At 44.2% G+C, this 24,802-nt stretch carries 19 protein-coding genes and 1 tRNA gene; 12 read left to right on the top strand and 8 right to left on the bottom strand.

Going from position 1 to position 24,802, the window contains the following annotated elements:
- Positions 1 to 158 precede the first annotated feature (158 nt).
- Positions 159 to 3,353, bottom strand: coding sequence for an efflux RND transporter permease subunit (locus AAE250_RS03205; protein ID WP_342288707.1), 3,195 nt, complete (start codon positions 3,351 to 3,353; stop codon positions 159 to 161).
- A gap of 60 nt (positions 3,354 to 3,413) precedes the next feature.
- Entirely contained in the window at positions 3,414 to 4,511 is a 1,098-nt protein-coding gene (locus AAE250_RS03200; RefSeq protein WP_342288706.1) for an efflux RND transporter periplasmic adaptor subunit, read from the bottom strand.
- Between the two features lie 200 nt (positions 4,512 to 4,711).
- Between AAE250_RS03200 and AAE250_RS03195 the strand changes: the two genes are divergently transcribed.
- Positions 4,712 to 5,554, top strand: coding sequence for a helix-turn-helix domain-containing protein (locus AAE250_RS03195; protein WP_342288705.1), 843 nt, complete (start codon positions 4,712 to 4,714; stop codon positions 5,552 to 5,554).
- Between the two features lie 74 nt (positions 5,555 to 5,628).
- Here AAE250_RS03195 and AAE250_RS03190 read toward each other — a convergent pair whose 3' ends face one another.
- Entirely contained in the window at positions 5,629 to 5,967 is a 339-nt protein-coding gene (locus AAE250_RS03190) for a hypothetical protein (RefSeq protein WP_342288704.1), read from the bottom strand.
- A complete protein-coding gene (locus tag AAE250_RS03185) occupies positions 5,964 to 6,272 on the bottom strand; it encodes an FtsB family cell division protein (RefSeq protein ID WP_342288703.1) in 309 nt (102 codons plus the stop codon). The genes AAE250_RS03190 and AAE250_RS03185 overlap by 4 nt, the downstream gene beginning before the upstream one ends.
- 149 nt (positions 6,273 to 6,421) lie before the next feature.
- On the opposite strand from AAE250_RS03185, the gene AAE250_RS03180 reads away from it, so the two are divergent.
- The 4 genes from AAE250_RS03180 to AAE250_RS03165 all read left to right on the top strand — a co-directional run bounded on the left by AAE250_RS03180 (position 6,422) and on the right by AAE250_RS03165 (position 12,476).
- Positions 6,422 to 8,200 carry a DNA polymerase III subunit gamma/tau gene (locus AAE250_RS03180; RefSeq protein ID WP_342288702.1) on the top strand — a complete coding sequence of 593 codons (1,779 nt, stop codon included), beginning with the start codon at positions 6,422 to 6,424 and terminating at the stop codon, positions 8,198 to 8,200.
- 130 nt (positions 8,201 to 8,330) lie between these two features.
- Positions 8,331 to 10,214: a tetratricopeptide repeat-containing sensor histidine kinase gene (locus AAE250_RS03175; RefSeq protein ID WP_342288701.1), complete on the top strand. Its 1,884-nt coding sequence runs from the start codon at positions 8,331 to 8,333 to the stop codon at positions 10,212 to 10,214.
- Positions 10,211 to 12,175 (top strand): histidine kinase dimerization/phospho-acceptor domain-containing protein, encoded by a 1,965-nt coding sequence (locus tag AAE250_RS03170; protein ID WP_342288700.1) that lies wholly within the window; start codon positions 10,211 to 10,213, stop codon positions 12,173 to 12,175. The genes AAE250_RS03175 and AAE250_RS03170 overlap by 4 nt, the downstream gene beginning before the upstream one ends.
- Before the next feature lie 130 nt (positions 12,176 to 12,305).
- The gene (locus AAE250_RS03165; RefSeq protein ID WP_004292360.1) at positions 12,306 to 12,476 is read left to right on the top strand and encodes a DUF362 domain-containing protein; all 171 of its coding nucleotides are present in this window, start codon (positions 12,306 to 12,308) and stop codon (positions 12,474 to 12,476) included.
- Positions 12,477 to 12,639: 163 nt separating this feature from the next.
- On the opposite strand, the gene AAE250_RS03160 is transcribed toward AAE250_RS03165, so the two are convergent.
- From AAE250_RS03160 to AAE250_RS03145, 4 genes are all read right to left on the bottom strand, one after another.
- A complete protein-coding gene (locus AAE250_RS03160; protein ID WP_342288699.1) occupies positions 12,640 to 13,833 on the bottom strand; it encodes a pyridoxal phosphate-dependent aminotransferase in 1,194 nt (397 codons plus the stop codon).
- A gap of 81 nt (positions 13,834 to 13,914) precedes the next feature.
- Positions 13,915 to 15,129, bottom strand: coding sequence for a bifunctional 3,4-dihydroxy-2-butanone-4-phosphate synthase/GTP cyclohydrolase II (locus AAE250_RS03155; RefSeq protein ID WP_342288698.1), 1,215 nt, complete (start codon positions 15,127 to 15,129; stop codon positions 13,915 to 13,917).
- 14 nt (positions 15,130 to 15,143) lie between these two features.
- The gene (locus AAE250_RS03150; RefSeq protein WP_342288697.1) at positions 15,144 to 17,045 is read right to left on the bottom strand and encodes an LptF/LptG family permease; all 1,902 of its coding nucleotides are present in this window, start codon (positions 17,043 to 17,045) and stop codon (positions 15,144 to 15,146) included.
- Positions 17,046 to 17,121: 76 nt separating this feature from the next.
- Positions 17,122 to 17,508: an START-like domain-containing protein gene (locus AAE250_RS03145; protein ID WP_342288696.1), complete on the bottom strand. Its 387-nt coding sequence runs from the start codon at positions 17,506 to 17,508 to the stop codon at positions 17,122 to 17,124.
- Between the two features lie 254 nt (positions 17,509 to 17,762).
- On the opposite strand from AAE250_RS03145, the gene AAE250_RS03140 reads away from it, so the two are divergent.
- From AAE250_RS03140 to AAE250_RS03110, 7 genes are all read left to right on the top strand, one after another.
- Positions 17,763 to 17,836 (top strand) — tRNA-Met (locus AAE250_RS03140).
- Between the two features lie 126 nt (positions 17,837 to 17,962).
- The gene (locus AAE250_RS03135) at positions 17,963 to 19,174 is read left to right on the top strand and encodes a site-specific integrase (protein WP_342288695.1); all 1,212 of its coding nucleotides are present in this window, start codon (positions 17,963 to 17,965) and stop codon (positions 19,172 to 19,174) included.
- Positions 19,175 to 19,251: 77 nt separating this feature from the next.
- A complete protein-coding gene (locus AAE250_RS03130; RefSeq protein WP_342288694.1) occupies positions 19,252 to 20,232 on the top strand; it encodes a hypothetical protein in 981 nt (326 codons plus the stop codon).
- A gap of 249 nt (positions 20,233 to 20,481) precedes the next feature.
- The gene (locus AAE250_RS03125; RefSeq protein ID WP_342288693.1) at positions 20,482 to 21,240 is read left to right on the top strand and encodes a hypothetical protein; all 759 of its coding nucleotides are present in this window, start codon (positions 20,482 to 20,484) and stop codon (positions 21,238 to 21,240) included.
- 63 nt (positions 21,241 to 21,303) lie between these two features.
- Positions 21,304 to 21,738 (top strand): hypothetical protein, encoded by a 435-nt coding sequence (locus AAE250_RS03120; protein ID WP_342288692.1) that lies wholly within the window; start codon positions 21,304 to 21,306, stop codon positions 21,736 to 21,738.
- Positions 21,735 to 23,477: a DEAD/DEAH box helicase family protein gene (locus AAE250_RS03115; RefSeq protein ID WP_342288691.1), complete on the top strand. Its 1,743-nt coding sequence runs from the start codon at positions 21,735 to 21,737 to the stop codon at positions 23,475 to 23,477. Before AAE250_RS03120 ends, AAE250_RS03115 begins: the two co-directional genes overlap by 4 nt.
- Positions 23,478 to 23,988: 511 nt before the next feature.
- Entirely contained in the window at positions 23,989 to 24,606 is a 618-nt protein-coding gene (locus AAE250_RS03110) for a helix-turn-helix domain-containing protein (RefSeq protein WP_342288690.1), read from the top strand.
- Positions 24,607 to 24,802 lie beyond the last annotated feature (196 nt).

The raw sequence follows: 24,802 nt of genomic DNA, 5'->3' as shown, positions 1-24,802 counted from the left end.
AAAGGGGAGGTGCCCGTAGGGCGGAGGGGTTTCACATCCGAAGAGACTTGCACAAAGTTACTTTCTATTTATGTAATACCCCTCCGCCCGCAAGCGGGCACCTCCCCTTTCAGGCGGAGGAGTTTGAGATACACTTGTTATCACCCACCGCTAAATTATCATTTATGCGATTCTTCTATTTCTTTCCGACTCACTTCCATCTCCTCCTCAATCTGCCAGTCGGGCACCACCGGAGTCTGCACCGGCCGGACGCGCTCCTGCAACCACTGGAAGGTAATGAACAGCACAGGCACAATGAACAGCAGCCCCAGCGTACCGACAAACATACCGCCGATGACGCCCGTACCGAGCGAACGGTTACCGTTGGCTCCCACGCCCGAGGCGACCACCAGGGGGAAGAGCCCGAAGATCATCGTCAGCACCGTCATCAAGATAGGGCGGAAACGCGCCTTCGAAGCACTGACCGCCGCAGCAATCAGCCCCATGCCCGCGCGGCGGCGTTCGGCGGCATACTCGGTCAGCAGGATGGCAGTCTTGGCCAGGAGGCCGATGAGCATAATCAGCCCCGTCTGCAAGTAGATATTGTTCTCCAACCCCATGACGCGGGCGAAAAGGAACGACCCCATCAGCCCCACCGGCACCGCCAGGATGACGGCCAGCGGCACAAGGAAACTTTCGTAGAGCGCACTCAGGATGAGATAAATCATCAGGATGCAGATACCGAAGATCACCAACGTATTGCTGCTTTGCTGACTTTCCTCGCGGGTGATGCCGCCAAAGTCGTAACCGTAACCCTTGGGGAGCGCCGTGGCGGCCGTCTCTTGCACGGCACGAATGGCGTCGCCGGTGCTATACCCGTCGGCCGGCATCGCATTCACCGCAATGGAGTTGAACATATTGAAGCGACTCAGCGACTCGGCACCGTACGAGCGCGTCAGCGTGACGAACTGACTCAGCGGAGCCATCTCACCGCTGGCCATGCGCACAAAGGCGTTGTGGAGCGAAGCCTCGTCCATGCGATACTGCGGATCGGCCTGAATCATCACCTTATATACTTTGGAGAAGCGGTTGAAGTTGGACACATACTGTCCGCCGTAATAGCCCGAGAGCGTGGCCAGCACCTGGTCGGGTGTGATGCCGGCGCGCTTGCACCGGGCGGCATCTACCTGCACCGTCCATTGCGGATAGCGCACGTCGAAGGTAGAATAGGCCATGGAGATTTCGGGACGCTGGTTCAGCGCACCCAGATATTGCTGCGTGGTCTGGAAGAAGGTGTTTATATCTCCTCCCTGCTTGTCCTGCACGTTCAGGTCGAGGGCATTGCCCATGCCGTAGCCCGGAATCATGCCCGGCGCGATGGCAAACACCGTGGCATCCTTGATGTCCGCCGTCCGCCCGTACACCTGTCCGATGACGGCTTGCACCTGGTCTTCACGACTCCGGCGTTCGTCCCAAGGCTTCAGCTTCAAGATAATCATACCGAAGGAGTTTCCCTGCCCGGCCAGCAATCCGTAGCCTGCCACCTTCTGCAGATGCAGCTTCTGCGGGATATCCTCCAGGCGCCGTTCGATGCGCTCCATCACGTCGTTCGTCGTCTTGAGCGAACTGCCCGGGGCGGTGCTGACGTTGACGAACAACACTCCCTGGTCTTCATCGGGCACCAATCCGGTCTTTGTCGTATTCATCAGGAACGCCAGCAGCACCACCGAGCATGCCAACAGCCCCCACGCCAGCCAGCGGCGCTTGATGAAGAGCAGCACCACCGTCTTGTACTTCGCCACCAGCACCTCGAAGGCCGAGTTGAATGCACGGCGGAAGCGGGCGGCAAAGTTCTGCTTCTCCGTTCCGTCTTCGTTGATATACGGCCTGAGCAGCAGTGCACAAAGCGCCGGACTCAGCGTCAGGGCATTGATGGCCGAAAGACCTACCGCCACCGCCATCGTCAGTCCGAACTGCGTATAAAACGTGCCGCTCGTGCCGCCCATGAACGACACCGGAATAAATACCGCCATAAATACCAGCGATGACGTGATCACCGCATTCGAGATGCCCTTCATGGCATCGATACTCGCCATGTACGAGGACTTATAGCCGACGTCGAACCGCGCCTGCACCGCCTCCACCACCACAATGGCGTCGTCCACCACCGTACCGATGACCAGCACCAGTGCAAACAGCGTAATCAGGTTAATACTGAACCCGGCGATGGACATGAACGCAAACGTACCGATCAACGAAACAATGATACCCACCAGCGGAATCAGCGTGGAGCGGATGTCCTGCAAAAAGACGTACACCACCAGGACGACCAGCAGAATCGCTTCGATCAGCGTCTTCACTACTTCGTGAATGGAGGCGAAAAGGAAGTCGTTGGAGGACATCATTTGCGTCAACTCCACTCCTCGGGGCAGGTCATGGCGCGCTTCTTCCAGCAACCGGTCTATCTCCCGGTTCACTTCCGTAGCATTGGAGCCGGCCGTCTGGAATATCATGCACGAAATGCCGGGATGGCCGTCCGTGCTTCCCTTGTAGGCATAACTGTCCTTACCCAACTCTACATCGGCAATGTCTTTCAACTTCAGCACTTCGCCGTCTTCGGTAGAGCGGATGACGATGTCGCCGAATTCCTCCGGAGTAATCAGTCGACCGGTGTACTTCATCGTATATTGGTACGTCTCGTCCGAGTTCTCGCCGAAGGAGCCGGTAGCCGATTCGATGTTCTGCTCGGCCAGCACGGCCGTCACGTCCGAGGGGATGAGTTTGTATTGCGCCATCACATCGGGCTTCATCCAGATGCGCATGCTGTAGTCGCCACCCATAATCATCATGTCGCCCACACCGGAGATACGGAGGATCTGCGGTTTCAGGTTGATGCTGATGTAGTTGGCAAGGAAGTTCTCGTCGTAGCTGTCGTCGGGGCTGTACAGGGAGAACATCTGCAGGATGCTGGTCTGCCGCTTCGAGGTGGTGACGCCTACCTGAGTTACTTCTGCCGGAAGCTGCCCGGTGGCTTTGGAGACACGGTTCTGCACGTTCACGGCAGCCATGTCCGGATCGGTGCCTTGCTTGAAGTAGACGGTAATGGAGACGGTACCGGCGTTCGTGGCGCTGGACGTCATGTAGGTCATATCTTCCACCCCGTTGATGGCTTCTTCCAGCGGGGCGATAACGCTCTTCTGCAGGGTTTCGGCGCTGGCACCGTAGTAGGTGGTGCTCACCATGATGGTGGGCGGTGCAATATCAGGGTACTGCTCCACAGGCAAGGTGAGCAGCCCGATGATGCCCAGGATGACAATCGTAATGGAGATGACTGCCGAAAAGACCGGGCGTTCTATAAAGGTTCTAAGATTCATATCACTGTTATTTGGGTTATTATTATCGGGTCTCTATAAATGGGAAGCTAGTGATTTCGTCTAAATAGAAGTACCTTCGCGCAGCAGCCCCACGCCTTCGGCCACAATCACATCTCCGGTCTTCAGACCGTCTTCCACGATGTACTCTTGTCCGCCATTCACACGGGTCACCTGCACGGGAGCAGACTGCGCCTTGCCGTCCACCACCTTATATACATAAACCTTGTCCTGCACCTCATAGGTAGCCGCCTGCGGAACAACAATGCAATTCTCCTTCTGCACCGGAATCACCACATTGCCCGAACCACCGCTCGTCAGCAACCCTTCCTTATTGGGGAACACGGCACGCAGACTGACGGTACCCGTCGTAGCATCAATCACCCCGCTGATAGTCTCTATCTTCCCCTGCTGCGGATAAGCGGAACGGTCGTTCAACAGCAACGTGATGGCAGGCATCCCCGCCAAAGCCTTATCCTTGGAACCATAGCGGCGGGTGAGGTCGAGCAACTGATTCTCCGTCATCGAGAAGTAAACGTACATATTGGAATTGTCCGAAACGGTAGTCAGCGGCTTCGGCAGGCTGGCGCTAACCAGCGTACCTACGCGGTAGGGCAACATACCCACAGCACCGTCGACAGGGCTCTTCACTTCCGTATACGAGAGGTTATTGGCGGCATTCACCTGCTGGGCTTCGGCCTGGGCAAGCTGGGCCTTGGCAGTGAGCAGGTTGTTATAAGAAGTCTTCAGGTCGAACTCGGAGATTACTTTTTGGGTATAGAGTTCCTTCTTACTGTCGTACGTCAGTTGCGAGGTGGCTACGCCGGCACGGGCAGCTTCTACGTTGGCTTCGGCTGTTCGCAGGGCGGCGAGGTAAGGCACCTGGTCGATGACAAACAATACTTGTCCGCGGCGCACCGTCTGACCCTCTTCCACACAAAGCTTGGTGAGGGTACCGGACACCTGCGGATAGATGTCAATATCCTGCCGACCGCGAATGGCAGCAGAATAGGTGGTCTGTAGTTCTTTGTCGGTGGTTGTGATGTTCATCACCCGATACTCTGATTGGGGTTGCACGGCAGGAGCGCTTCCGCAAGCTGCCAATGTTGCACTGCAGACGAGGATCATCATCTGCTTCATCATACTCTTTTTTCTTATCATACTCTTTTTAGCTTAAAAAAATAGTTCTATGTTATATCTCTTTTTCCTGTCTTGAAAACCGGCAGCAAAGGTATACCCTTTTTGAACAACAACTTGTTTCATTGGGCGTACTCGATTGTTCATTTTCGGAACATCCTGCTTAGTAATCCAAAAAGAACCCGTAACTTCGCCCCCGTTATTCATCATTTATTCTAAAAGATATGAACCCACTATTGACTACCAAACAAGAAACCTTCAGAGCAGGAACCGGCAGCCTGGAATTCTTCCATAAGCGTCTTCTCAAAATTACCAATGGTGCTATTCTGTTCTGCCACAGCGGAGAGGCCGACATAGTCCTTGACCTGAAGCAATATCACATCGTGCCCAATACCAACATCATGGTATTGCCCAACTCTATTTTCTCCTTGACATCCGCCAGTAAAGACTTCAGCGTGCACTACTTCGCCTTTTCCGAAGAGATGTTTAAGTCAGCCAGTTTCCGGCTGAACCCGGCATTCATCCACTTTCTGAAGGAAGATTCATGCTACACACATACACTGCCGGAGGCTCTGCGCTCCATCAATGGGCTGATAGAGGCAAGCAATGCCATCTACAACGATTCCACCAACCGCTTCCGCGAACAGATCGCCCAAAGCCTGCTGCAAATCTTCTTCCTGGACACGTACGACAAGGTGCAACGCCTCTTCACGCAGGAGCAGATAGAGGGCAGCAGCCGGAAGGAGCAATTGTTCAAAAAGTTTATAAATCTGATACATACGTATTGCACCACGCAGCGGGATGTTGCTTTTTATGCCGAGCAGTTGTGCATTTCTACCCGTTACCTCTCGACCATCACCAAGCAGATGGGAAAAGACTCGGCGAAGGAGATTATCGACGAATTCTTAATGCTGGAGCTCAAGGTTGCCTTGCAGTCCACCGACTTGTCACTGAAAGAGATTGCCGATAAATACCGCTTCCCGGACCAATCGTTTTTCGGACGGTATTTTAAAAAACATGCAGGTATGTCGCCCAAGGAGTTCAGGGCAAAGAAAGGGAATAAATAACAAGAATAATATCCTTGATTCCACTGGAACTATATAAAGGAAAGAATACGAGGAAGTTTAAAGAAGATTATATACTATTCTTCCTTAGCTTCCTCCTGCGGAATACGTACCGAGGTGTACAGTTCGAGCACAGCAGCTATCGTCAATGAAACAATCCATTCATTACCGTGCGTGAAGAGCATGAAGGCGCCTGTAAGTACCAACAACAATGCAGCAAATATCTGCTGACGACGCAAGCGCTTGATATTGGGAGTTTTTCTTTTAGCCGGAGAGTTGATCTGCGCCAAGGCAACCATCGTTGCACCGATAGTATATATATAAGGTGCAAGCGGCCAACCGGTAATAAAAACGGCAGCGCCTGCCAAAAGCATCACAGCGCCTACTGTGAAAAGTGCGGGTATCAGTTGTTTCATTCTTCAATGTCTCCTTCAAATACGTAAATATCCTCATTAGGCTTCTTCATCAGATACTTTTCACGGGCAATCCGCTCGATGGCACCGGAATCAACCGCCAGTTCATTGAGGCGTTCGGTATTCTCTTCATATTCCTTACGGTACTTCTCAATCTCTTCGTGCAAACGACTCTCTTCACGGGTATAGCCCAAGCGACGCACAATGCTGTTTTCGTCCAGAAAGCCAACAATCACCGCAAACACCGCAAGCGTTATCAGATACTTATGCCTGCGGACAAAAGACCAAAGGGAAGCGAGTTTGTCCATAAGGAAACGAATAAATTTAAAATTAGAAATCTAAAATCAGAAAGCCTGCCCCGTCATCGGGGATAAGTTTCTTTGAGCACAAAGATAAGACGAATAACTGAGAAATTTCTTTTTTTTGCGTACATTTGCACAATAAGAATACCCCGAATATGGAAAATTATATCGTATCTGCACGAAAATACCGTCCTTCGACCTTCGAGTCAGTGGTGGGGCAACGTGCTCTGACCACTACCTTGAAAAATGCCATCGCCACCGGAAAACTGGCACATGCCTACCTTTTCTGCGGTCCGCGCGGAGTAGGAAAAACTACTTGTGCCCGTATCTTTGCCAAAACCATCAACTGCATGAGCCCTACTGCAGACGGCGAAGCGTGCAACCAGTGCGAATCGTGCACAGCCTTCAACGAACAACGCTCGTACAACATCCACGAACTGGATGCCGCCTCCAACAACTCGGTAGACGATATCCGCCAGTTAGTAGAGCAAGTGCGCATTCCGCCACAGATAGGTAAATATAAGGTATATATCATTGACGAGGTACACATGTTGTCCGCCTCTGCCTTCAACGCTTTCCTTAAAACGCTGGAAGAGCCGCCGCGGCATGCCATCTTTATTCTGGCCACCACCGAGAAGCATAAGATATTGCCCACCATCCTCTCCCGTTGCCAGATATACGACTTCAGCCGCATCGGCGTGGAAGACACCGTGGCACATCTGGCTTATGTCGCCTCCAAGGAAGGTATCACTGCCGAACCGGAAGCACTGAACGTCATTGCCCTGAAAGCTGATGGTGGTATGCGTGACGCTTTGTCTATCTTCGACCAAGTAGTCAGTTTCACCGGCGGAAACATCACCTACAAAAGTGTGATTGAAAACCTCAACGTACTGGACTACGAATATTACTTCAAACTGACCGACTTCTTCCTTGAGAACAAGGTTAGTGACGCTCTACTGCTGCTGAACGATGTACTGAACAAAGGTTTCGACGGTAGCCATTTCATCACCGGACTTTCTTCCCACCTGCGCGATCTGCTGGTGAGTAAGGATCCCGCAACCTTGCCATTGCTTCAAGTAGGTGCCACCATTCGCGAACGCTACCGGGCACAAGCACAAAAGTGTCCTCTGCCTTTCCTGTATCGGGCCATGAAGCTCTGCAACGACTGCGACCTGAATTATCGCGCCAGCAAGAACAAACGCCTGCTGGTAGAGCTCACTCTGATACAAGTAACCCAACTCACTGCCGAGGGGGACGATGTCTCCAATGGGCGTAGCCCTAAACAAGCTATCAAACCCATATTTACGCAGCCTGCCGCCGCTCAGCAGCCGCAAGCCGCCCCTGCCATGCATCAACCGCAACCGGCAACTACCTCTGCAACGCAAGCTACCACCCTTCATGCCACTCCTGACGCCGTACTGAAGGCACAAGGAAAAGAAGAAAAGAAAATTCCAGTCATGAAGATATCCGGACTGGGTGTATCCATAAAACGTCCGCACGTAGAAGAAGAACAGAAAACCGCCGCCAATACCGTAACCACCCGCCAGCAAATCACCCAACCGGAAGAAGATTACGTCTTCAACGAAAGAGACGTAAACTACTACTGGCAGGAATATGCCGGACGCATGCCCAAAGAACAAGTAGCCATTGCCAAACGCATGCAGAATATGCGCGTTACTTTGCTAAATGCTACAACTTTCGAGGCAGTGGTAGACAATGAAATCGTTGCCAAGGAATTTACCAACATGATACCTGCCTTGCAGGAGTATCTGCGCGTTCGCCTGAAAAACCGAAAAGTAACCATGACCGTCCGTATCAGCGCCCCCGCCGAGAAAGTACGTGCTTACGGACGCGTTGAAAAGTTCCAGATGATGGCACAAAAGAACGATGCATTGCTACAATTGAAAGAAGAGTTCGGACTAGAGCTATATTAACCTAACGCAATATTAGACAGAACTGCGTAACAAATTGAATAATAGGGATAAAAAATCGTAGTATTTAATTTTTTATTTTATTATTAATGTTTATTTTTGCCAATAATAATCAAAAGAGACAAACAATTATTTGAAAACGAGGGCAATCATATTGACATTTATAGGGCAATTCCTGCTTTCGGCTGTCTTTCCGGCATATGCAGTCACGAACAAGGAAAAACAGAGGATTTTACAATCCTTCGTTGAGAGACAAGTCCTCTACGATGACACCACATCGGTAGATAGTGTTATTTCTTGGAGTGAGCAACTCCTCCCTACCTTGAAACTGGAGAAGGACAAAGAAATATATTTCCTGCTACAACTACAATTAGCAAATGCTTACACTTTACGTGGTGACATCAGTTTGGCTACGAACCGGGCGCAACTGATGTACGAGGAAGCCAAAGCCACCAATTACCCATTCGGCATGGTGGTTTCCAACCAAGCCATCGGAGATGCCTATAACACGATTGCCAACATGACTGATAAAGCATTGGAGTCTTACAACGATGCTCTCAACGAATTGCTCCGAATTTCGGCTCAACATCCATACAGGACACGTCTTATGCTAAAGATGTCCAACGTCTTGCAACGGAAAGGGCACTTGGAAGAAGCCCAGGAAGTGTTGGAAAAACTGGAATCCATTTTACAGCAAACTCCCGATTACTCTACCGAATTCTTTTTCTACATTGAAAAGACCAACTTTGCAATTTCGCATGGGCACCTTGCACAAAGTTATTTGGATGAAGCAGCTGCCTGGCTGCACAAGATGGACTCCATCTGCCAACTCCACCCCGAGAAATTCTATCGTTTTCATTTGGAATATACCACAGCAGCTTATTACCGCGCTATGGGTAACTGGGACAAACAATACTGGAACAAAGCCTTGAAAATTTACTCTAAACTGCAAGATGAATACGCCAACAATAAACGTTCCACTTACTACCGGTGGACTTCCTTGGAAAAAATCTACCTCTGCAAAATACAAGGGATGTCTATGGAAGCCTGCCGCATCTATCAGGAGCTATATCCGCCATTGGATACGCTTGCATCGCAAAATTACATCCGCCAGATAAGTACTATAAAAGCCAAATACCAAATCGACAAGATGGAAGTGGCCAGTAATGAAGAATACAGCAAGATTATCACCAGTATATTGGTAGGAAGTTTGATTCTGCTGGCACTGTTCTTTTTACTTGCCATATTGCTCAGAAAGCAACGGGAAAAAGTAAAGCTATCTACCCAAAAGCTGGCAACTTCGAGAGTCAATGCAGAAAATGCCATGCGTGCTAAAAGTATATTTCTCTCGAATATGAGCCACGAAATACGCACTCCGCTGAACGCACTGTCCGGTTTCTCTTCCTTACTCACCGAAGAAGGACTGGATGAAGAAACCCGCCGTCAATGTAATGACGTGATCCAACAAAACTCCGAACTATTGCTGAAGTTGATCAATGATGTGATTGACCTGTCAAGCCTTGAATTCGGTAAGTTACAGTTCAGCATCGGCAAGCATGACGCAGTTAGCATCTGCCAGAATGTAATAGATACCGTAAATAAGGTGAAACAGACACAAGCGGAACTTTCGTTTTCTACCGAACTGGATGAGATGATCATAGAAACCGATGACTCACGCCTGCAACAAGTCCTGATCAACCTGCTGATTAATGCGACCAAGTTTACCCCGCAAGGTTCTATTGCCTTGGAACTTAAGAAAGAAAACGATGATACAATACTGTTCTCCGTAACAGATACCGGCTGCGGCATCCCCCGGGAGAAACAAGGAAGTATTTTCCAACGCTTTGAGAAACTGAACGAGAACGCACAGGGAAGTGGTTTAGGTCTCTCTATATGCCAACTTATCATAGAACATATTGGTGGCAAGATATGGATTGATCCGGATTATACCGGAGGGTCCCGCTTCTGCTTTACGCACCCCATCAATCAATCCACAGGAAAGGAGGCAGCCAAATGAAGTATCTACTCTTTACCCTCTTGACTGTTTGCCTGTTGCTGCCCGCAGTCGTACATGCAGAAAAAAGGCAATCGCAAGTTAAAGACAGCTTATTGCGTGTCTATCTGGCCTCGCCGCCGGACACCACACGCTTGGAAGTATTATACCAGCTTGCACTGCTCGACCAGTTGTCGCCCACCTTTATCTATTATGAAAACAAGTTGCTGAACGAAGCTATCGCGCAGAAAAACATACGTTATCAAAGTGCAGCTACTTATGCACATGTCGTCTATTACTACAACCAGTTGGACGAGAAGCATACGGAACAATGGATGTACAAGCTCCAGCGGCTGGCAGAAGAGAACAACTTTTATACCCACTATTTCAGAGGGAAAAAGATGATAATAGAGTTCTATATGATGAACCAAAGGATTGAATTGGCTCTCAAAGAGGCACAGGATATGTACGACAAAGCCGAAAGACTAAACAACCGAGACGGTATGCGCGAAGCATGTCTCTGCCTGATGACCGGATACTTCAATACATTGCGTTATAAAGAAGGACTCACATTCCTGAACAAAGCTTTCGACCTGCTCGATGCTAATGCTCTTCCCATTACCCGAGTCGATCTGTTAACCAAAGCCGTTCTGGCCTATTCATATCTACGGGACAATGACAACCTGCTCCACAATCTTAAAGAACTGGAAAAGGCTAAAGACAGCCTGCTAAAAGAATATGCTGCTGCATCTACAAACGGATACATTAACCTGTATCTACTCATAGACCTGCAATATGCCACCTATTATACCCGTGCCCAGCAGCCTGAAAAAGCATGGGAGTATCTGCAAAAATCAGAAGAATATCTGACTCCTGCTTCATTTATCCCCTACCAATTAATACGTCTGGTTACTTATGCCGAATATTACCAACTGACAAAAGAATATGAAAAGGCTCTGGCTTATTTAGACGATGCTATCCAACTTGTAGAACCTATCTCGCCGGATGATGCATTGGTCTATGGACTTCAAAAAGCCGATATACTGGTAAGAATGGGACGACCGGACGATGCGCTGCCTCTCTACAAACAGATAACCAAGGCCAAAGATTCCTTGTACACAGCTTTCTCTGCCGCACAGATAGAGCAGATACAGACATTGTACAATATGGACAAGCTGATTATCCAAAAAGAACAGCGACAGACAACTTTCCATCGTATATGCCTGCTGATATCCATCATCATTATCATAGCCTTGTTGCTCTTCAACCTGCATACATACAGAAGCCGGAAACGCTTGCAACAAGACGAAAGGGAAATGCGCAAACTGGCCGTCATAGCCGAAGAAGCCAATGAAGTGAAGAGCCGCTTCCTTGCCAACATGAGCTATAATATCCGCATCCCGCTGAACAACGTAGTCGGCTTCTCCCAATTGCTCTCTACAGATACAGAGTTGGACGAAAAAGAAAGAAATGAATATTCCGGCATTATTCAGGCTAATTCCAATGAGCTGATCCAGCTGGTGAATGATGTGCTGGACCTCTCACGCCTGGAAGCTAAAATGATGAAATTCCAATTGCAGGATTGCAATGTAGAAGAGTGGTACAGTGACCTTAGCTGTATGGTACAAATGCGCAGCGAAGGAGTCATCCACCTACAACTGCAAGCAGAAACCGGTGATGCACGCATTCATACAGACGTTAATCGACTGACGCAAGTCGTTTCGACCATGTTGCTCTATCCGGATGAATGCAAAAAGCCACGCGAAGTTAAGATGACAATACTCTACCAACCTGAGAAACAGATGATAACCTGTCGGATAGAAAACAGTCCGATGGTTGATCCTAAGTTCGCATCTCAGAAAGTATTGGTACGCCAAAAAATCAACCAACTATTCTTCGAACACTTCGGAGGAAGCTACCAAATGGAAAATTCAGAAGAAGGAGGAGTAGGCATAATCACTTTCACATATCCCACACTTTCCTGAAAGCAAGCTATCCTTATTTAGACATCATACAAATTATAAGTTTTTAATTAAGATTGATAGCAAGTAATAAAGAAAACTGCTATTTTTGCCGAACGAATTAGTACTAATAATAATTTAAATCTAAAAGAAAATGGCTTACGTAATTAGTGACGATTGTATTGCTTGCGGTACTTGCATTGACGAGTGTCCGGTAGGCGCTATCTCTGAAGGCGATATCTATTCTATCGACCCTGAGACTTGCACTGAGTGTGGAACTTGTGCAGATGTATGTCCTTCTGAAGCAATTCATCCGGGAGAATAATACAATCCCTTTAAGGAAAAACAAAGGCTCGGTTTCTAAGAAACCGAGCCTTTTATTTTTATTGAATATAAAGTTAATATCGTGTAAACAATCTATTAATATCGTATCTGCAAGAAGTTAATTAAATGTGATACAAGTAATTAACTTCTTGCAATACATTCTATTAATTAAGTTTAGCCAATGCTTCCTTGATACGACGGATAGCCTCTACGATGTTCTCGTCGCTTGTAGCGTAACTCATGCGGATACACTCAGGTGCACCGAATGAAGCACCACCCACACATGCCACGTGAGCCACTTCCAACAAGTACATAGCCAAATCGTCTGAGTCGTTGATCTTACGGTCACCGGCTGACTTACCAAAGAATGAGTCACATTTGGGGAACAAGTAGAAAGCACCTTCCGGTACATTTACTTCGAAACCCGGAACTTCTTTTGCCAACTTCACAATCAGATCACGACGACGCTCAAAGGCCTTGCGCATTTCTTCTACCGGCGCTTGTGTTCCGGTATAGGCAGCTTCAGCAGCCTTTTGAGATACGGAACAAGGTCCGGAAGTATATTGACCTTGCAGCTTGTTGCAAGCCTTAACAATCCATTCTGGCCCGGCAATGAAACCGATACGCCAGCCAGTCATGGCATACGCTTTAGAAACACCGTTTACAATGACCGTACGCTCTTTCATTTCGGGGAACTGTGCGATACTCTGGTGCTTTCCGATATAATTGATATGCTCATAGATTTCATCTGCTATGACAACCACCTGCGGATGCTTAGCCAAAACTGCTGCCAGTCCTGCCAATTCTTCCTTACTGTATACAGAACCCGTCGGATTGGACGGTGAGCAGAGAATCAAAGCTTTGGTTTTCGGAGTGATGGCAGCTTCCAGCTGTGCAGGTGTAATCTTGAAGTCCTGGTCGATACCGGCAGTTACAATAACCGGCTTACCTTCTGCCAACTTCACCATTTCCGGATAGCTCACCCAGTAAGGTGCAGGAACAATGACCTCATCGCCCGGATTTACCAATACCAAGATGGTATTGCAAACCGATTGTTTGGCACCATTGGCACAAGAGATTTGTGCGGCGGTATATTCCAGACCGTTTTCTTTTTTCAATTTCTCTACGATTGCATTACGCAAAGCCGGATACCCCGGAACTGGAGAGTAGCGAGAGAAGTTGTCGTCTATCGCCTTTTTCGCAGCCTCTTTAATGTGATCGGGAGTATTGAAATCAGGCTCTCCCACACTCAGGTTAATTACGTCTACGCCTTGAGCCTTCAGCTCTGCGCTCTTTTGAGACATAGCCAGCGTCGCAGAGGGCGACAAGCTGTTTAAACGATCTGATAATTGGTTCATTTTGTTACTATTTAATGGTTGTTATGCAAATCTGGTTGCAAAATAAGCGAAATTCTTTGAAATAAGAAAACAAAAAGACAGTTACTTATTAAAATGAAGCGTATGTCCCATACGTTCCTTCTTCGTAAGGAGGTAGCGCTCGTTATACGGATTCGGAGTTGTCTCGATAGGTACATTCTCTGTAATCTCCAATCCATAGGCTTCCAAACCTACACGTTTCACGGGATTATTAGTCAGCAGACGCATCTTATGTACCCCTATTTCGCGAAGGATTTCTGCACCTACTCCGTAATCGCGTTCATCTGCCAAGTGTCCCAGGCAAAGGTTAGCGTCCACAGTGTCCATACCATCTTCCTGCAACTTATAGGCTTTCATCTTTTCCATCAAGCCGATGCCACGTCCTTCCTGGTTCAAGTAAACAACCGCACCCTTACCGGCTTTTTCTATCATTTCCATTGCCTTGTGTAGCTGTTCTCCACAGTCACAACGCTTGGAACCAAAGATATCTCCCGTAACACAAGAAGAGTGCACACGAACCAGAATCGGTTCATCCAGTTCCCACGTTCCTTTGAACAAGGCTACGTGCTCCAGTCCGTTTGACTTTTGGCGGAAAGGAATCAGCCGAAAATGTCCGTGATCAGTAGGCATATCTACTTCTACCCCTTTCTCTACAATGGATTCCTGCTTCAAGCGATAGGCTATCATGTCACGAATAGAAATCAACTTCAGGTTGAATTCATCCGCCATCTTACGCAGTTCGGGCAAACGTGCCATCGTACCATCTTCGTTCATGATTTCCATAAGTGCTCCCGCAGGATAAAGTCCTGCCAGGCGTGCCATATCGATAGTTGCTTCGGTATGTCCGGCACGACGCAACACACCTTTCTCCTGAGCATACAAAGGATTGATATGTCCGGGACGGCCGAAAGTAGCCGGAGTAGAAGCCGGATCGGCCAGCGCCTGAATAGTGGCGGCACGGTCGGCGGCAGAGACTCCCGTAGTACATCCTTCCAATTTATCAATGGTGACTGTAAAAGGAGTGCCCAGTACGGAAGTGTTATCCGATACTTGATGGGGCAGGTCCAGTTCTTTGCAACGCGAAACGGTGATCGGAGCACAAAGCACACCGCGGGCATGCTTCAACATAAAATTCACCTTCTCGGGAGTAATCTTTTCAGCGGCAATAATCAGGTCGCCCTCATTTTCACGGTCTTCGTCATCTACCACAATCACAAAGTTACCGGCTTTGAAGTCCTCAATGGCTTCTTCTATTGTATTCAGTTTTACTTTTTCCATATTGTATTCTGTTTTTATTTATTCTGATTATTTTCTATAATTCTAATCACGTCCTCATTTGTTTTGATAATCCGCTCCATATCTTTGTTCAGACGAATACGGAACGCCCAAATGCGGAAGTAAAAGAACAAACCTACCGGGAAAACAACTCCACAAAGCAAATTCAGCCAATAGTTCCGGAACGGACGCGTATGGGCATAGACAGGGATTATGGGATAATTGTTCAATACAGTAAGCAAAGTAACGGACCTTGTATTCGACATTTTGTCTACCAGCTCTTCCAAACGCTCATTGATTTCTTCTATTTCTTTATCCTGAGCATCGACCATCCATAACTTGAAATAATTGGGAGCACGGTTCAGCGCTTTCTTATCGGCATATGCACGACAGTCGGCCGACAAAGCTTGCAACTCTTGCGGAAGACGTGCATAGTCGGGATCGTGGATAATAACCTCCTTACGGAACAGATGGCGCACATTACGAATGCCCACAATCTTCTTGAACCAATTTATATAGGCATCGGCATTCAGCACCACAGAGTCATTGTTCGATTTATAGGTGAGGAATGCACCCAAAGGTGCCAGCACGGCAGTACTGGTCCACATACCCATCCAGACAATCCATTTTCCATCACGGGCCATCTTATAGCCCGTATTGTTTATAATATAGTAAATAATGAAAATCAGCACCGATACCACTACCGGCATACCTAACCCACCCTTGCGGATAATACCTCCAAGCGGTGCGCCGATAAAGAAAAAGATAAGGCATGCCAGCGAAAGTGTCAGCTTCTCGTGCCAGGAAGTCATATGGCGCCGGAGGCTGCTCTCAGTCTGCGCGATGTTGTAACTCTTGAAACTCCAATCGCTTCCCGCAGTCTCTGCACGACTGACGGCTGTAGATATAATCTTCTGCTTCTGTAGCAGTGTGGCAACATTAAAAAGGCTGTCTACATTGTATTCGCCGAAATGGGCTTTCTCCACTTTCAAAGTATCTTCTTTTGTCATGGTGGCCGTCACTTTATAGATACCTGACATTGCCTCATCGTAGTAAGCCCGTCCAACACTGTCGTTTCTCACCTGCATGGAATCGATATCTGCCTGCAACATCTTCATATCCTTACTGTTGGACTGATTACTCATGATACCGGCATCCACCATATTAAAGTCCGAATTGAACTCGATAATAGCATGTTTCTCGCGGAAAGTCTCACGCTGATAGGGCACATTCCTTTGATTCATGTTCTGCGATTTCAGGTTCTCGAACTGTTCACCGCTGAACAAGTGCAGATATAGATGTTGCTTATCCGCCGTCATCTCCAATCGGCCCGAATCGGCCTTGATAATTCGGGCATTCTCAAAACCCTTCTCAAAATTATAAATCAATACGTCGTATAATACTCCCGTCTTGCGGTTCTTATGCTTGACATAAAGATTATAGCCATCTATTTCGTCGTAGAACACACCTTCCGGGATATCCACTTCGGGCGACTTCTGCTTCATGGAAATCAATAACGTCCACAATTTGGTTTGTGCCTTTGGACCTATGACATTTTGGAAGTAAAAGGAAACGCAACAGATAAAGCAAATGAAAATAATCAGTGGACGCATGATTTTCAACAGAGAGATACCCGCCGCCTTCATAGCAAGCAGTTCAAAACGTTCTCCGAAGTTACCGAAGGTAATAAGGGCAGCCAGCAGAATAGCCAGCGGCAAAGAAGCAGGTACCAACGTTAGTGCCGAATAGAAAAAGAACTGTGCAAGAACAGTCATCTCCAGTCCTTTTCCGACCAACTCGTCTACATACCTCCACAGAAACTGCATCATGAAGATGAAGAGGCAGATGAAGAAGGTACCCATAAAGAGCATGCAAAAGCTCTTCAGAATAAATATATCTAACTTTTTTATGCGCAGCATTTTACTTGATTCATGCAATGAAGACACAAAAGTAGCATAAAAAAGGGAGTACGGGAAATTTTTAATCGAAAGTTAACTAAAAACCACACGTTCTACGCAAAGTATCTACTTGCGATTCCCATAATTCGCGCATATCAGCTACTTCATCCACATCGGCAAAGTCCGTAATCTCCAACACAAAATCGTTTGTCAGCTCATTATTTGTCATCTTTAATTCAAAGTATTCACGTTCGTTTTCATCATCCAGCCAGCGGAAACGAATAAAGGAATAAGCCCGTACGGCAATAATCTCCGCATCCCGTTTTTCCGTCTTTCCCCAAAAGAAGGTCACAATTTTATCATCTGACTGTACCCTGTCTGCAAACCAGCCCTCCAAACCGGTAGGAGTACTTATCGCCGCCCAAAGAATACTTTTAGAAGTCGCATTCAAGAGGTATTCCAAATGTACTTTCTTTCTTTCCATAGTCTATTTTGCTTTTATTGCGGCGGCAAGATAAATACTTTTTTCTAATTACAGAAAATAATTCATTAAATTTATTCAGAGATACACCGCGTATAACACGTAACATATTGGTAATGTGCAGCAAAGCATTCATAAAAAAGGAGCCAATACTGGCGATTATATCTCTTCAGTAAAAAATACATCAGAAAATCTCCACAAAAGTTTTGGCAATTTAAATAAAAGCACTATCTTTGCACCCGCAATCGAGAAACGATGGCGGGATAGCTCAGCTGGTTAGAGCGCATGATTCATAATCATGAGGTCCCCGGTTCAATCCCGGGTCCCGCTACTAAGTCGAAAGACTTGTAAATTAGGCAATTAGGAGGCTTCCACTCTTGGTTGTCTTTTTTATTTTTAGTAGGTAAAAACTCACTTTTTAAGAGCCAAAGTTAAACCAAGAGTTAAACCGAAAATCATGGTTAGCATCTTGTGTTACAAATCAAAAACGCTTGCAAATGGCGAGCATCCGTTAGTTATCCGCATCTGCAAAGATGGGAAGAAGAAATATCAAAGTATTGGGGTATCGGTAAAAGCAGAACATTGGGATTTTGAGAAAAACCAGCCGAAAAGGAACTGCCCTAATAAAGAACTAATCCAAAACATCATTGAACAAAAGAGTACTGAATATCGCAAACAGATATTAGAGTTTCAATCAGTGGATAAAGTTTTCTCAGCAAGTAAGTTGCTCGAATCAGTCAACAAACCACCAAAAAAGAAAACAGTTGAAGAGCTTTTCTTGGAAATTATTAATGGATTGATAAAAGAAAATCGCATAGGAAATGCTAACTCCATACGATTTGCATTAAACTCCTTGAAAAGCTTCAATGGGACAATGAATATCCTATTCTCTGAGATAGATGTCAACTGGCTAAAGAAATACGAAGCTTGGATGCGAAGCAAAGGTAACTCTGAAAATACATTAGGAGTAAGATTCAGAGCATTACGGGTCGTCTTTAATAAGGCTATTGAAGAACAAATAGTTAAAAAGGGATATTACCCCTTTGATGAATTTAAAGTAAGCCGATTAAAAGAAACGACTAAAAAGAGAGCTATTACAAAAGTAGATATTCAGAAATTAATTCATTTTGACGTAAAGACAATCACAACTTATCACAGCAGTCTATTACAGTTAAGCAAAGATATATTCTTATTTAGCTATTTAGGTTGCGGAATAAATTTCATTGATATTGTTCATTTGGAAAAAAGCAATATTGAAGACAATCGAGTTTTTTATGAAAGACATAAAACTGGTAAGAAGATAAACTTTTGGCTTCATCCTCTTGCTATTGAAATTTTGAATAAATACGATAATCCCGCAAGCAAATATCTATTCCCCATTCTAAATGAAAACATTCATAAGACTGAACTACAGAAACATTACAGGGTACGAAAGAGTTCTAAGAAAATTAATCTATGTTTAAGACATATTGGTGATGCTATTGGTTTAAAAGCACCATTAACAACCTACGTTGCCCGGCATTCATACGCAACAGTGTTGAAGCGTTCCGGTGTCAGTACCTCTATTATTAGTGAGAGCTTGGGGCACAGTTCAGAACGAATAACTCAAATCTATCTTGATAGCTTTGATAATGAACAAGTGGATGAAGCAATGAAGAATCTTCTTTAATGAAAGAAAACAGTCTGTAGTCTGAAAAGATTGCAGACTTTTCTTTTATTTTGCAGTATAACTAATAACAACGTACTATGTCAAAAGAAGAACTGCACCAAATAGAAGAACTACCCGATTTAAAAGTGGCTTGGTATGAAAGTTACAAATGCCTTGATGAACCACTCTTAGAATACGTGTGGGAAGTCGCTAATCACTTCCTGCCCGATTATGAAGATATGTCCTCCGCACCTGCCATATTCGCTAACAGATATGCAGAAAGAAACTTATCCGTTGAAGAAAGATACGAGAGAGCCAAAGAAATGAGAGCATTCAAAGGCTCTCTGGAAAAGTATAGAGAGACGAGCTACAGAAAGTTAGACGATTCTTTCAAAGAGAAGTTTCTGGCTAATGAAGATTTGCAGAATACCATTGAAGCGTATAAGTTAGACATTAGCAAGTTCTGGTATCTACTTCTGTTTATATATGACTTTATAGAGGATATTGGCACAAATGCACCGGCATTAAACAAGTCCGTACTTGAAGATTTTAGTTATTTCCATGTCAACCTATTAGAAGCTACAAGCATTACTCTAAAGAAGAACAATAGAAAAAGCTATGTGACAGAAAGAGAGGACACAATCAAAGTCATTCAAGCAGCTTTGCAATATTTCGTTAAGACATACAGCGATATAGTACATGGAGACAAAGAAACTATGATTAATCGGTTAAAAGACATTGGTTTAGAAGACTTTATTAAAAATGACTTATCAATCAGCTTTGAAGAAAAATCCAGTCTTGATATATCCTACAAGAAGTGGAAGTTTACAGATATGTTTCTGTTCTTCATTGAAAGAAGAAAGGCTACCACCATACCCAATAAAAAGGTAAAGGTATCTAAAGACAAATGGATGTTCGTTTCAAGGCTTATCTATACAGTGGGATATGATGGCAAGAGATATAATGAAGAATACGATTCAGAGGGCAACAAAAACAGAATGTTATCCAACTTGCTAAGAAAATACAGCAAAGAGCAATTCCCCTCTGTTATAGCTAATAACTATATGGTACAGTCATAGAGTTTACATAAAACCATAGCTAAAATGCGTACTGGAAAGGTCATACTTTCTGGTACGCATTTTTTTTGCGTACTACCAACCGCCATGTTTTCTACCCACATGGGGATTGATTAAAATGCTTTGTGTGGGTATGCTTTTGCCATACCTTTGCTTTCAGAATGAGGGAACAAACAAGCAAGATGCGCATAGCTTTAGTAGTTACCGATTGACGAAATAAACATTTTTTTTAATATTAAAAATTACACAAAGATGGGAACAAAAAATAACGTTCAAACAGTCGAGAGTGCTAACGAAGTAAATAACAATTCAAAACTTGAAGCTATGAATGCTGAAAATGAAAAGGTGGCGACCCCAAACGCAATGGAGAGAAATAACGGAGAAGTAAAAACTCCAAGTAATGAATCAACTAATAATGATACTAATATGAAAAGAGAAATGGAAGCTTTAGACGAAATAATAAATGATACTAATAGTAAAGATTCAAATGAAATGAATGATATAGACTTTTTTGATACTATCAATACAAGTGAAGTTGCTTCTTTCAATGTAAGCAGTGAAAAGGTAAAAAAAATCAAAAAGGACTTATTACCCCATTCTTCATTGGTAGAATTGACAATCAAGAACATTGATGGAATGTTAGGATTGAAAGTCTCAATAGTGAATCCTGGTCAAGACCCCGTAAGTTACGACCTTGGAGTTGACCATGCACTTTTGAATACAATAATGTATGCCACATGTGGGAAATATGAGAAATTGAAAGCCTATGACCCCACGAACCGCCCGATAGAAAAAGGTACGGAATTCAAAACTGAAATTCTCAAACAATTATTGAGAACAAAACAGCCAATTCAAGCCCAAATAAAAACGGTAGGAGAAAATGCTTCTATCATTGAGGTTAGTTTCCAACTGGGCTATCGCCGAAAACTGAAAATCTATTTTTCGGGAGATGACACAAATGTCATTAAAATGCTAAAGAATGCAGGCTTATCATTTGAGAAAAAGGCATAACCAATCCATTAAAGGGGAGTGGAGCATAATTTCGCTCCCCTTTTCTTCTATAGGAAATCGAATATGAGAACATTACAGATACCATTCGTAACAGATAACGAGATTGCCCACCGCCAAGTCAAGACCTTAATGAAACAGCACAGAATCCTTGATATTCGTCTCGATGAATCATTTGCATTAGTAAGCACAACGGCAGTAACAGGATTACAATATATGCTAACGCCTAATACATGGAACTGGATATTGAATTATCTGAATACAGGAGATTATGAAGATTTCGGCATTTTTCCATCAGACACTTCAAATCTGGTTGCTGACTTCCAGACAGACTGTTTAAAGCAACTGATAGAACAGAAATACAACATTGCCCGAATACCATTTTTAAGAGAAACCGAAGCCTATATAAAGCTTAGAGGACTGTTCCGTTTCGGTAAACTCTATTTCAGCATAAAGAGAAGTGATGATTTTATTAACTATTTAGAAAGCAAAGGATTATGATTACTCTACATAAAGGTCAATACTTGTCTGACGTTATGAATGAGATTCTGTCAAACTGCATACTTTCCAAAAGAATACCCGGCTGCGGTGCTACAACACTTGAACTGGAAACCAAAAGGAACTCCATTATCATAGTACCCAATGTACCCGTTATCAAAAGCAAGTGTGGCAAATACAGCAATCTGTTAGGCGTTTATGAAGATGTTACAACAGATAAGATTTGCAATTATCTAACCAATAACAATCTGCACAAGATAATGACTACCCCCGAAAGTTTCGGAAAGGTAAAAGCGGCTTGTGAAAGATGCGGTATTGACATTTATAACCATTTCTTCTTGCTGATGGATGAATGCCACCAATTAATTAAAGACGTTGATTTCAGAATAGATATAGTGTTGCCAATGAATGATTTTTTCCGTTTCAGAAGCAAAGCACTTGTTTCCGCTACTCCCATTGTGTTTAGTGACCCACGATTTAAAGATAACCACTTTGAAACAATAGAAGTGAGTGCTAACTATGATTATCGGCAGGAGATAACCGTCACACATACTTATAATACCAACAAGGCAGTAATCGAATATTTAGGCAAGCATAAAGAGGGAACTGTTTGCTTTTTCGTTAATTCAGTAGTTATGATTTATTCGATAATGAAACAGTTCGGACTATTAGAAGATTCAGCCGTTTATTGCGCACCCAAAAGCCGCTTAAAGTTGAGAAATGAATACTCTTTTGGTAATGCTTATAGCGATTGGAGCGCAGACACCATGAAGAAATACAACTTCTTCACAGGCAGATTCTTTACGGCATTTGATTTAGAGTTAGACTATCAGCCCGATTTAGTAATGGTTACAGACCCCTATGTTTCCGAATATACCATACTCGATGTGGAAACGGACTGCATACAGATTTGCGGAAGATTTCGTAACGGCATAAAATCAGCAACACATATCTACAGAGTGAATCCCGAAATAGTAGTTCAATCCAGAGAGGAGATAGAGAAGCATATTTCAAACCAAGAATTTGCCTACAACTTAATCCAGACATTATATAATAGTGCTGATTACAAAGAATACAGAAATGCTTTCGGTGAGATTCTTGAAACCGCACCGTTCCGTAAATTCCTATATCCCGATTTTACCAAGAATTGGTTTGCTATAGATAATGAGATTAATTCCGTGTTGGTGGATAACAGATACCAAGCCAAAAGAGAAATAGAGCAATGGTACACTGACAATCATTTTTTTAATCCGGCATTTGAGAATTGCGAATACAATGAGAATGACGAGAAATTGAAGCTGATTAGGGGTGCACGCTCTGTTAAGAACAAGCGCAGAAAAATGGTGCAATTGCTTAGTGAAATAGAAGCTCCTAATTCGGAATATGCCTTAGACTTCATTAATGATATGCGTAAAGTTGACCCGTTTATTGTGGAAGCATTTGAAACTCTGGGCAAAGAGAGAATAGAAGAACTTAAATATACTGAAAAGAAAATCAGAGAGGAAATGATTCTCACACAGCGTAAAGGGAATAAGGTTATCAGACTGATTAAGAATACATTCAAAGTTGGCAACAGATATTCTAATGAGAAAATAGTTAATGAGTTAACGAGAATATTTGAAATATTGAATATTCACCCCGAAGAAGATATAGCACCTAAACTTATTATGCTCTATTACCAAGCTGTTCCATGTTGGGTTGGTAAAAAGAGAGGTTATCAATTAATTAGTGAGATAGTCTAACTATTACCTACAAAATCAGAAAATCTTGTCTTTCTATACCCAATACAGAATTTGAGAGAAATGTTGGTAACTATCTCAATAACTAATGAAATATTCTCCTTTTCTTCATAACTAATGATTATGCCGATTTTATTTGGAATTATACAGAACTACGAATATAATAGCATATCTCAAAATCTCCTATATCAAACCCGCAGAGAAAAAATTCTCAATATCAGATTCTAACTCTCAAAAAAATAGTGTTCATTTTAGGGGGTGCGAAATATTCATTTTAGGGGGGTCGCATATAAATACCTATATATAAATACCTACCTACCGATTTTTGCCAAAATCGGAACAGATAACTAAAGTTCAAAATCTCATATTTAATTAACTATGATTATTCACTTACCTACAGGACTGACATTCACGAATCAGAAGGAAGCAAAGACTTATTTCGGAAATCACCATTACAGAAGATTAGTCAAGAACGGAGATATTTATTTCACTAACTATAATAAATCGGTTGCTAATGACCCCGTACAGAAAAATAACATCTAATATCGCAGGAAAACTTAATCTGCTGGAAACATATCTATTCTATTGCTTGGCTCTCTGTTCCGATTGCTACACCTTAGAATCGCACACCAAACAGGAAAACTTAGCTAATTTCTATGGAATTAAAAAGACAGACCAAATAAGGGAATGGCTGCATAAGTTTGAATCACTTGGATTGATACAGATAGATAAGACAGACATTTACGGACAATATGGAAAATTCAACAGATGCAGCTACCAATTAGATACAGAACATTATGTTCTCATTTCTAATAAACTATATGATGAACCGATAAGCAGAGAATTGAAAGGCTTTCTTATCCTACTGAAATGCAAATGCTTAAACGGAACAAACACTACTCTTTACAGCCAAAACAAATTAGCAGAAGAACTTGGCTTAGCCAAAGGAACAGTATCGAAATACATCAATGAAGCCGAAGAAAAAGGCTATGTCAAGAGGGATAGAAAAGAAATACACCTTCTTAGAGAGGATATATTTCTGATAACTTCTGAAAGCCAATTAGCTATAATCAAGAATATATATCCCGAAATAATTACCGATGAAGACCTTGAAAGAGGTTACATTGTTTAATATATCGCCAAGCCGTAAGTGACCCTTGCGGCTTTTATTTTTGGCACACAACCCCCAAACTACTTTTTCTCCGATTCTGAAATTCAATAAATACCCACTTTAGGCAGAGTTATATAGCACCTACTTTATAATATGCCTCATATAGCTAATATCATTAAAAAGACTACCTAACTAAAAAATCATCTATATTCAGTTT

Source organism: Bacteroides sp. GD17 (assembly GCF_038448625.1).
Lineage (GTDB): Bacteria > Bacteroidota > Bacteroidia > Bacteroidales > Bacteroidaceae > Bacteroides.
The sequence above is the reverse complement of the archived record's forward strand: the minus strand, read 5'-3'. Positions and strand labels throughout refer to the sequence as shown.